7 protein-coding genes and 1 tRNA gene are annotated in these 10,319 nt (G+C 71.4%); 2 read left to right on the forward strand and 6 right to left on the reverse strand.

The window, feature by feature from the left end; all coding sequences use genetic code 11:
* The first annotated feature begins 294 nt into the window (after positions 1–294).
* Positions 295–3,747 (forward strand): phosphodiester glycosidase family protein, encoded by a 3,453-nt coding sequence (locus PV350_RS40000; protein WP_500338341.1) that lies wholly within the window; start codon positions 295–297, stop codon positions 3,745–3,747.
* Positions 3,748–3,846: 99 nt separating this feature from the next.
* Here PV350_RS40000 and PV350_RS40005 read toward each other — a convergent pair whose 3' ends face one another.
* A complete protein-coding gene (locus PV350_RS40005) occupies positions 3,847–4,584 on the reverse strand; it encodes a MerR family transcriptional regulator (RefSeq protein ID WP_499513198.1) in 738 nt (245 codons plus the stop codon).
* Between the two features lie 54 nt (positions 4,585–4,638).
* Between PV350_RS40005 and PV350_RS40010 the strand changes: the two genes are divergently transcribed.
* Complete coding sequence (locus tag PV350_RS40010; RefSeq protein ID WP_499513197.1) at positions 4,639–4,905, forward strand: hypothetical protein; 267 nt, start codon at positions 4,639–4,641, stop codon at positions 4,903–4,905.
* Positions 4,906–4,954: 49 nt separating this feature from the next.
* On the opposite strand, the gene PV350_RS40015 is transcribed toward PV350_RS40010, so the two are convergent.
* From PV350_RS40015 to PV350_RS40035, 5 genes are all read right to left on the reverse strand, one after another.
* Entirely contained in the window at positions 4,955–5,650 is a 696-nt protein-coding gene (locus PV350_RS40015) for a hypothetical protein (RefSeq protein WP_500338343.1), read from the reverse strand.
* A 101-nt stretch (positions 5,651–5,751) separates the two neighbouring features.
* Entirely contained in the window at positions 5,752–6,954 is a 1,203-nt protein-coding gene (locus PV350_RS40020) for a WD40 repeat domain-containing protein (RefSeq protein ID WP_500338345.1), read from the reverse strand.
* Entirely contained in the window at positions 6,951–7,517 is a 567-nt protein-coding gene (locus PV350_RS40025; RefSeq protein ID WP_500338347.1) for a SigE family RNA polymerase sigma factor, read from the reverse strand. Before PV350_RS40025 ends, PV350_RS40020 begins: the two co-directional genes overlap by 4 nt.
* 11 nt (positions 7,518–7,528) lie before the next feature.
* Entirely contained in the window at positions 7,529–9,301 is a 1,773-nt protein-coding gene (locus PV350_RS40030; protein ID WP_500338349.1) for an acyltransferase family protein, read from the reverse strand.
* A gap of 874 nt (positions 9,302–10,175) precedes the next feature.
* Positions 10,176–10,251, reverse strand: a tRNA-Thr gene (locus PV350_RS40035).
* Positions 10,252–10,319 lie beyond the last annotated feature (68 nt).

Here is a 10,319-nt window from a genome sequence, read left to right on the forward strand (position 1 = left end):
TCGCGCCCCCTGGCCCCGCCCCCTGGTGACGGGCGCCCGTACCTGACCCGAGGACCCACGGAACGCCCCGGCCGAGCATCGGCCGGGGCGTTCCGCACGTCCGCGCGGGTACGGCAGCTGCGCGGTGCGCCGGGCGGACCCCCCTTCAGCTGCGACGACTTGACCGAATCCATAACCCCGCACCCCCTGCGGGTCACCCGCCGATCCGCAACCGGAAACCTGGGCGTCGCCGAACGGGTGTCGGGTGGACGGGGGCCGGCGACCAGCCGGCACATCACCCATAAGGAACACTCCATGACACTTCGCGCGAAGAGGACCCCGGGGACCGGCGCACGCCGGACCGCCGTGGTCACCGCGCTGGCGCTGGCACTGACCGGCGCCGTGGGCGGGGCCGTGGCCACCGCCTCGGCACCGGCGGGCGAGGAGGCCCTCCAGGGCCACGCGCCCGACCGTGACTGGCTGCCGGAGACCCCGCAGAACTGGCCGCTCGTGGTGGACTACACCCGGACCCCCGCCGAGACGGTCACGCGCGGTCTGCAGCACTACAGCGAGACCTACGACACCGTCGGCGGCCGCCAGCACGTCCAGGTGCTCTCCGCCGACCTCGACGACCCGAACCTGCGGGTCGGCATGGTCCAGGCCGGTGACACCATCACCAACCCGGCCGACGAGACGCCGTCGTCGATGGCGCACCGCACCCACGCGGTGGCGGGCGTCAACGGCGACTACTTCGAGATCCACGCCAGCGGCCGTCCGCTCGGCGGCATCATGACCGACGGGCGCCTGCTGAAGAGCCCCAAGCCGGGATTCGCCTCCCAACTGGGCGTCAAGCCCGACGGCACCATGGTCATGGGCCCGGAGACCTTCTCCGGGACGATCACCGACGGCTCCGCGACCCGTGCGCTCACCTCGGTGAACACGGTGAACGACGTGACGTCCGGCGGCATCACCGAGGTCACCCCCGCCCTCGGCGAGACCCCCGGCCTGCCCAAGGCCTCCACCCTGGTGCTCGGCCACGTCACCGACGGCGGCCTCGTCGTCGACGACGTGCGGACCGGCGTCACCACCGTGCCGCGCCTCGCCGACGGCCGGCTCGGTCTGCTCGGCGCCGGCGACGGCGGGCAGTGGCTGACCGACACCCTGCACGCGGGCGACACGGTGGGCATCGCCACCCGACTCTCGCCTGACAACGATGTCACCCAGCTGATCAGCGGCGTCGACACGCTGGTGAAGGACGGCCAGGTCTACAAGGACCCGACCGGCACCCCGCCGAGCGGCGCCAACCCGGAGACCGCGGTCGGCGTCACCAAGGACGGCAAGCACGCCATCGTCATCGCCGTCGACGGCCAGGGCGGCGCCACCACCGCCTTCGGCGTGACCCGTGACCAGGCCGCCGGCTACATGGTCGCCCACGGCGCCGACGACGCCATGCTCTTCGACGGCGGCGGTTCCACCGGCATGGTCAGCCGCGCCCCCGGCGCCGACCGGGCCGAGATCGTCAACACGCCCTCCGACCAGCCCGGCAACACGGAGCGTCCGGTCGCCAACGGCATCTTCTTCTACTCCACCGCCGAGGAGGCCGGCCCGGCCGTCAAGGTCGTGGTGAACGGCGGCGAGCAGGTCACCACCGTCGCCGGCGGCACCATCCCGCTCCCGGTGCACTCCGTCGACCGGCTCGCGAACCCGGCGGCCGGCCAGGTCCACGTCCGCGTCGTGCCCGCGTCGCTGGCCTCGTACGAGGACGGCAAGCTCACCCCGCACCGCACGGGCTCGGGCCGGATCATCGCCTCGAACGGCCGCGCCTCCACCTCGGAGAAGCTCGAGGTCGTCAGCAGGCTCACGACCCTCACGGTCTCGCCCGACAAGGCCGACCTGGACAACGGCGCCACCCGGCAGCTCGCCCTGTCCGGCACCGTCAAGGACGGCGGCGCGGTGCAGATCCCCGCCGAGGCGGCCACCTGGAAGGTCACCCCGGAGAACCTGGGCACCGTCGACGCACACGGCCTGTTCACCGCGAGCACCGACGACGGCGGTCTGGCCGAGGTCAGCGCACAGGTCGCGGGCACCACCGCGACCACGTCGGTCGCCGTGGGCCGGGTCAGCAAGGTCATCGACCCGGTCACCAGCCTGGACGTGTGGCGGCTCAGCAACAACACCACCGGCAAGCCCGCCACCCTGACCGCCGACCCCGGCGTCGTCCCGCCGGGCTCCACCGAGCCGGGGTCCCTGCGGCTCGACTACTCGATGCCGGCCGGTTCCGGTGTCAAGCAGCTGGTGCTCTCGCCGAAGGTCACCCTGAAGACCGACACCGCCAACGGCCAGGTCCCCACCGCCATCGGCGTGTGGATCAAGGGTGACGGCAACGGCATCGAGCTCGCCGAGAAGTACATCGGCGTCAACGGCACCTCGACCACGCTCTACCCGACGTTCGTGACGTGGAAGGACTGGCACCTCGCGGTCGCGCAGTTGCCGGCGGGCATGCAGTTCCCGCTGACCATCAGCTTCATCGACTTCCTGGCGATCAGCCCCAGCACCGCCTACAGCGGTTCGCTCAACGTCGCGGGCCTGCAGGCCCTGTACTCGCCGCGTCCGGTCACGGCGCCCGAGTACCGCGCGATCCCGCAGAACCCGAAGTGGCTGTCCTTCGAGGAGGACTCCGCCGACTTCGCCAAGCGCGGCACCACGATCCTCACCGGTGACGACGCGCACATGCTCGCGAGCGACCCGGGTTCGGTCAGCAGCAACGTGATGGACTCCATCGCCGAACGACTGCCCACCCTGACCCCGCAGGCACGCCCGGACTCCGCCCAGTTCCTCGGCGACATGCCCGACGACGGCAAGCTGGTGGACCTGCAGTACGCGAAGTCCAAGATGGACGCCCTCGGCATCCCCGAGCGCGACATCGTCGGCAACCACGAGATCACGCAGGGCGCCGACTCCGAGAACGGCAACTTCAGCGACACCTTCGGTGAGACCCACTACGCGTACGGCCAGGGCGCCGCGCGGATGATCGTCACCGACAACTCGCACGGCAGCCTGCAGTCCTCGGACCCGTTCCAGAACCCCGAGGGCGTGCAGTACCCGTGGCTCGTCCAGCAGTTGACCGACACCACGGCCAAGGACGTGCTGGTCATCACCCACATGCCCGCGTACGACCCGCACCCGGCGGCGAACAGCCAGTTCACGGACCGCTGGGAGGCGCGGATGTACCTGAGGCTGGTGCAGCGCTACCAGCAGACGCACCCGAAGCAGCACGTGATCATGATGTACGGCCACGCGCGCGGCTTCGCCGAGCAGATCCTCGACCCCGAGGGCCGGAGCGTGACCACCGACGAGGGCGGCATCCCGCAGTTCACCTTCGCGGACCTCGGCATGCCCGCCTACGCCCCGGCCGACCAGGGTGGCATCTACCACTTCGGTCTCGTCCGGATCGGTGACGACGGCAACCTGCAGTACACGGTCGAGCCGGCGCTGGCCTCGATCGAGGTCACGGGACCCAAGGACCCGATCGCCCGCGGCGACCGCGTCGCCCTGACCGCGACCGGCGACCAGATCGCCGGCGACAACATCGCACCGCTCACGATCCCGATCGCGGACCCCGCGTCCCACGTCTGGACGTCGGGCAACCCCAAGGTCGCCTCGGTGGACCCGTCCACCGGCGCCCTGACCGCCCACCGCTCCGGCACCGCGACCATCACGGTGACCAGCGGCGGCGTCACGGGCACGACCCAGGTCGCCGTCCGCTGACCCGCAGGGGTGCCCGCCCGCGCGGGCGGGCACCCCTGCGCGGGGCTACGGCCACCGCCCCCATCCCGACGCGCAGGGGCTCCGGGCCATGCGAGCGGCTCACGGCGCCGCGCCCAGCCCCGCCCGGATCAGCGAGTCCAGCCGCCGCCACGCCGGGGAGGCGGCGTTGACCGTGCTCTGGATGAGGGCGGGGATGTCCGAGGCCACGTCCACCTCGGGGGGCGCGCTCGATCCGTAGCGGCTCCGGGTCGCCTCGACGATCCGCTGCGCCAGGTCGTCGATGCGGGGGTCGCCGGGATCGAGGCCGTACGCGTGGTCGTACCGCAGGAAGAGCTGCCGCAGCGCGGGCTCGGACAGCATCTCGCCCTGGTCCTGGAAGAGGGCCCCCGCCTGGTCCGGGTGGGTGGCGAAGACGAGGATCCACAGATCCCGCTGGAGGTCCACCCACCGGGGGGTGAATCCCCAGCGCCGCAGGTCCTCCAGATGCGCCCGGACCCGGGCGGGCAGCAGCGTCGGCTCCCCTGAGGCGAGCTCGCGCAGGCGCGCCCGCGTGGCCTGCAGTGCGCGGATCCGCTCGGCCAGCCGGCCGTCGATGTCATGGAGCGCCCGGCGGAACTCCTCTTCACCGGCCGCCCTCAGTTCCTGGATGCGGGCCAGGGGGACGCCGGCTTCGGCGAGCGTCCGGATCTTGATGAGGGCGACGACGTCGTCCGCCCCGTAACGCCGGTAGCCGGAGGCGTCGCGGCCGGGCTCGGGAAGCAGCCCCTTGGCGTGGTAGACGCGGATGGTCTTGATCGACACTCCGACGTACGCCGCGAGCTGGCCGATGGTGATCACCCGGCAATCGTGGCACTTGACCCTGCCCCAGGGGCAGGGTTGCACCCTGGGGCCATGGTGAACACGAACTTCGACCGCGAGACCCTGCGCGAGCTGGCGGACGCCGGGAACGAGAGCGCCCTGGACCGGCTGGCCGACCTCGCCGACGCCGCCGGGGACATCGAGGAGCTGAGCGAGCTGCTGGACGAGGGGTCCCCGCACGCGGGTTTCCTGCTGACCCGCCGCGCCGCCGCCGCGGGCGACCTGCGCGAACTGCAGCGGATCGCCGACGCGGGGTACGAGGAGGCCGGGACGGAGCTCTCGCGACTGCTGGGCGCCTAGCGAGGACGCCATCGCGCGGCCGGCGGGCGAAGGCGGCGAGGCTGCGGGTTCAGTCGTGCAGGAGGCCGAGTCGCTCGGTGGCCCGTTGCCATCCCACCGCATCCGCCTGGGCGCGGGTCCGGAGCTCCGTCACCAGGTGCCGCGGCCAGGCCCCCGCGCCTTCCGTCGCCCGGACCAACGCCAGGTCCTCCGCCTGGCGCCGCGTCTCGGCGCCCGGTCCCGGCAGCCGGGGATCGTGCTGGTCCGCGGCCATGGCGGTGACCTGGAGGCACCGGAGGGCTCCGTCCCAGGGGCCTCCGGCACAGGCCGCAGCCGCCTCGCCTATCGCCGTGAGCGCGTCCATATGCATCATCACCGCGCCCTCGGGTTCCGCCTCCTCAAGGAATTCGTCCAGGTCGGGGACCTCATCGTCGGGATCCTCGTCCGTGTCGGCGGCGAACGGCCCGTACGAGTGGAACAGCTCGGTCATCGAGAGCGTCTGGTAGTCCACGGAGTGGCCGGCCAGCCGGTCGGCCAGGTCCCGTATCCGGGCCGCCGCAGATCCCTCCCCGCCCTGGGCGCCGGACCAGCACTCCTGCAGCAGGTCCCGCGCCACCCCGGCCGCCGCGGCACCGTGGCGACGGAAGCGCTCGTCGCCCAGGCACCCCGCCATGCGCTCGGCCGCCGCAAGGCCGACCAGGGCGGCCGCCCTTGGGCCGAGGGCGGCCAGGGCTGCTTGCCACTCGCGGAAGTCCCAGTTCTCCATGCCCACCCCTGATTCGACGCGTGCGCGCCATCTTGGCAGCACGACGCGACGTCCCGGGGGCAGGCGGCATGGCGGAAGCGAGCAGCCGACGGGCCGCCTGATCAGCGTTCGGCGAAGACCGGTGTCCAGTACGCGGCCGCACCGTCGCTCCCCGAACGCAAACCGCTCAGCGGTACGACCTCGTCGGTGCCGATCGTGACGAGCGCGAGCCGGTCGCGGCGTTCCTTCGAGCCACGGGTGTAGTCCCAGGCGATCAGCCGCTTGTTGTCGACCCAGGCAAGCAGCCGGTCCCCGCGCACCGTGGTGACCAGCTTGCCGGTGAGGGGGTCGAAGAGAGCGGAGAAGGGCTGCCCGCCTTGGTGGGGGCCCCGGAAGTAGCTGCCCGCGACGAACTTGCCGTCCGGGGACAGCCCCGACGCATTGCGCCAGACCACGTGCGCCTCGTTCGCGGGCGCGGCGACCTGCTTGCCCGCGAAGTCGTAGTACTGCCGGTAAGGAGGCGAAGTGGTGCCGGAGTAGAGCAGCTTGCCGTTACGGCTGAAGGCGAAGTCCTGGGTGCCGAGCGCGTCGACGACGGTGGTCTCGCTCCAGGACCCCTTCCCGGAGGCCACGTCCAGGACGTAGAAGCCGGTGTGGCCCTCCTGGTCGTCTCGCACCACCCAATCCTTTTCGCCGTCTCGGTCGCTGTCCCAGCGCTCCTTGTGCCGCAGCAGGTCGGGGTTCTTGCTGTACGTCGTCGCGACGATTTTGCCGCCGTCGGGCGAGAAGTCGACGTCCGCGACGCCGTGGTCGACCGGGATCCAGCGCTCGACCTCGCCGGTGAGCATGTTGAGCAGGCCGATCCGCTTGGCGGGCAGGTTCCTTTCCAGGACGGCGGCGGTCCGCATGCCGGGGGCGACGGCGACACGGGACCACTTGGTCGTCTTCACGTACGTGCCGGTCTTCCGGTCCAGGAGCCGGTAGGTGCGGACGGCGAATTCACGGCCGTCGGCCTGCTTGGCGGTGTCCCAGGTGTAGTACGCGGCCATTGCGACGTCCCCCGCCGCGATCATGTCGCGCGGCGGCGTCTGGTCCGGGTGGGCGGAGACGTTCGCGAGGCGCGCGTCGTCCTCGCCGGCGTCCAGGAGCGGGACGGCCACCGCGAAGGCGACCACGGCGGCGATGGCCGCCGCGACGGACGCCAGGGCCCGCGTCCGACGACGCCGTCGGACCGCCAGCACCCGCTCGGCGAAGCCCGGCCCCAGCGCCGGCTGTTCGGCGGCCTGTTCGCGCAGCGAGTCGCGCACCAGCTCATCGACGTTCACGGACGCACCTCCACAGGCGAGAAGTCACGGGACGACTGCTGCTCGGCGTCCGCCGGGCCGAGTGCGGCCAGTTCGGGGGCCAGGCCCCGCAACCGGGCCAGGGAGCGGTGCGTGGTGGACCGCACCGTACCGACCGAGCAGCCCAGCAGACCGGCGACCTCGGCCTCGGGCAGGTCCTCGAAGTAGCGCAGGACCAGGACGGTGCGCTGACGGGCGGTGAGCCGGGCCAGTGCGGCACGCATGACGATGCGCAGGTCGGCCGCGCCGGGCCCGTCGTCGGCGCCGTGGCGCACCAGGCTCTCCAGCGGCTCGGCCACGCTCAGCTCGCGCCGCGGCCACTTCAGCCGCCAGCGGCTCACCTGCTGCCGGTAGAGGACCTGCCGTACGTACGCCTCGGGCTCCTCGATGCGGTGCCACCGCCCCGCGGCCTTGATCAGCGCGTTCTGCAGCAGATCCTCGGCCGCGTGCCGGTCACCGCCGCTGAGCAGGACGGCGGTCTTCAGCAGCGCGGACGACCTGCTCTCCACGAACTCCCTGAAGTTTTCGTGGCCCTCGGCATCCATCGTCACCTTCTCTAGACGTTCTGGGATCTTCCTCGGCGGGCTTGCTGTCCTTGATGACGTGTGCGGTGGCCGCCCGCTATGCCTGTGTGGCCGCAAGAAATCAGCGGGTGGCCCTCACCGGGATCCGGACGCCGACGGCGGATCCGGGACCCGGACTCCGCGCTCACGGTCCTGCCGCTTCGGTGATGCTGCGTGGTTGCTGCTCCTACGCTGCGCCCATGAGGACCGTGTTCATGTTCCCCGCCCGTGATCGCGCCGACACCGTGGCCTCCCTTGACCGGCATCTGGTGGGGGTCGACGGGGCGTGGACGTTCGCCGAACGCGTCTACCTCGTGATCGATGACGAGGAAACGGGCTGCTTGTTCCGAGACTGGGAGCCTGACGAGATGGCCCTTCTTGAGGCAGCCCTGGGGTATCGCCCGACGTGGGCAGTGCGCGCTGACGTGTCGGGACGCATCGATGGAACTGCTGAGGTGCGCCACCTTGCCACCCTGTTGTTGCGGCAAGGTGGTGTCGCGTTCGATGACCACTCCGAGCACGCCTGGACATTGGGGGAGATCGAGTCCGGGACTGCGATTGAGGGTCTCCGCTTCTTCGACTTCCGCGCTTACCACGAACGCCACCGTCAACAGACGGAGTGAGTTCGGCGAAGCGGCTTCGGGCGGGAGCAGGAGCGTCGACCCTAGACTCCGGGCCGCGCGCCGCCGCGCCGCTCTGCGCGACGGGATCGGCGGCGCGCAGACGGTCCGCTGAAGTTCCTTGTCGCACGCAGCAACGAAGACGCCGTGCCGCCGGGCCCGGCGCACATCGGCCGTCCGGCTAGCGGCCGGTCTCTCCCGGCCCGCCCCGGAATGAACCAGCGCCCCGCCGGGAACGGGCTCCCGCGGCGCCGCCATGGTCGTCGCCTGTTCGGGGACCCCGGCCGTACGGGTCGCACGCGCCTCCGCGGTGAACAACCACGCCAGCTTGGGCTGGATCAGCGGCCTGGTCAGCCAGCGCACGGGCTTGGACGCCAGCAGTGCCGCCGCCAGCACGGCCATCACGACGAGGGCCAGTTGCTCGTGCCAGGGGCCGACCCAGTCCGTCCCGATGCTGCGGCGCATGGCCCGGATCAAAAGGGGATGGAAGAGGTAGATGTACAGGCCGCCCGATCCGAGGTAGGAGACCACCGGGATCCTCCCGCGCGGCACGAGCCGGATGAGACTGAGCCCGATGACCATGGCGGCCAGCAGGACCGCGGCGCGGACCGCCCAGCCCCACATCAGGTCGACCGGCAGGTCGTTCTGCGCGTAGGGGACCGCCATCCCGAGCCAGCCCCTCGCGACCTTGTCCCGGAGCCCCCAGCCCGCCCCGAAGGTGAGGACCAGCACCGCGACCGCGGCCCACCGGCTCCAGCGCGCGTCCAGGACGTCCCGGAGGAAGCCCTGCCGGATCATCCACCCCAGGATGAAGAAGGGGAAGTAGGTCACCGTCCGGGAGGCGGAGTAGTCCTGACCGAAGTCCGCGACGTAGCCCACCAGCAGCGCCATCACACAGGCCAGGAGCAACGGGTGACGCAGGATCACCACGTAGGGCAGCACCAGCCGCCAGAAGATGAGCGACAGCAGGAACCACATCGCCCAGGCCGGCTGGAGCAGCCAGATGTGCACGTCGCCGTGCATGTACCACGTCTGAAGTGTGTGCAGCAGGCTGACGGCCACGTAGGGCACCACGATGGACTCCGTCAGCCGCCGCAGTTCACGCGGGGTCACCGGCCCACCGCTGGCGAAGTATCCGGCGACCATGACGAAGACGGGCACGCGCAGGGCCCAGGTGGCCAGCCACAGCCACCGCAGGCCGTCCGTGTGCACGGTCTCGCTCGCGTGCCCCGATGACCACCAGCGTGCCGGAGAAGTAGCGGATGTTGTCCCACCACGGCATTCGGCCCACCTGGGCGCCGGCCCGCTGTCTTCGACCGGTGTACCCACTCTGCACGTCGAGTCTCCATCACGCCGTGGAACAAAACCAGGCGAGGCTGGCCGGACACATGTTCGCCCCGGAGGCTCGTGAGGTGACGGCTCGGCCAACAGTTGGCGTACCTGCACCTACCTTGCGGCCACCATCGGCCACGCGTCTCACTCCCGGCAGGTTTTGCCAGGGAAAGCCCCCGTCGCCGCACCTCCGGGTGTATACCGGAAGTAACCGAACATAAGCCCTAAAACGGTCGCGTCGCTGCGCCTCTGAGGAGCCCGACATGCCCTACGGAGCCAGCCCCGCCGTCCGCCCTTCCTCTCGCCCCGATGCCACTCCGGCCCGCAACTGCGAGGTGTGCCTCGGCTGGGGAACCGTGGTCACCGACCAGGGGCGGTACGAACTCTGCCCGGCCTGCCAGTGCCGGGCTTTCCAAGTGGGGCGCGCGCAGTAATGATCTGCCCCACGATGACGAGGCCCCCACCGCGGCAACTGCGGTGGGGGCCTCGTCTCCGTCCGTCGGCTCCCGGCATCACGACGGACGTCCGCGCGCACGTGACTTCCGACACACGGCGTGAGCCCATCGGCGCCATCGACCGTCTGCCCAGGCGCCGCCCCGACCGCGAGTGACCGCCCCGGTCGATGCCACCCGTGGACGTCGAACGCCCCGGACCGATCATGGTCCGGGGCGTCGTCGCTGGTCCCAACTGGAGCCGCCTGTCGGGTTCGAACCGACGACCTTCGCTTTACAAGAGCGGTGCTCTACCAGCTGAGCTAAGGCGGCACGGCACCGTCCCCGCTCCGGGGTGCCCGGGAGACGGGTGGGGCCACGAGAAGTGTACCCAGGCGGGG

It is taken from the genome of Streptomyces sp. PA03-6a (genome assembly GCF_033792765.1).
Lineage (GTDB): Bacteria > Actinomycetota > Actinomycetes > Streptomycetales > Streptomycetaceae > Actinacidiphila.

What these genes read in the sequence shown, in the direction of transcription:
- PV350_RS40015 (WP_500338343.1), bottom strand. Translation starts at nt 5,650, where the DNA reads ATGGAGAACTGGGACTTCCGCGAGTGGCAAGCAGCCCTGGCCGCCCTC.
- PV350_RS40000 (WP_500338341.1), top strand. Translation starts at nt 295, where the DNA reads ATGACACTTCGCGCGAAGAGGACCCCGGGGACCGGCGCACGCCGGACC.
- PV350_RS40025 (WP_500338347.1), bottom strand. Translation starts at nt 7,517, where the DNA reads ATGGATGCCGAGGGCCACGAAAACTTCAGGGAGTTCGTGGAGAGCAGG.
- PV350_RS40010 (WP_499513197.1), top strand. Translation starts at nt 4,639, where the DNA reads ATGGTGAACACGAACTTCGACCGCGAGACCCTGCGCGAGCTGGCGGAC.
- PV350_RS40030 (WP_500338349.1), bottom strand. Translation starts at nt 9,301, where the DNA reads ATGGTCGCCGGATACTTCGCCAGCGGTGGGCCGGTGACCCCGCGTGAA.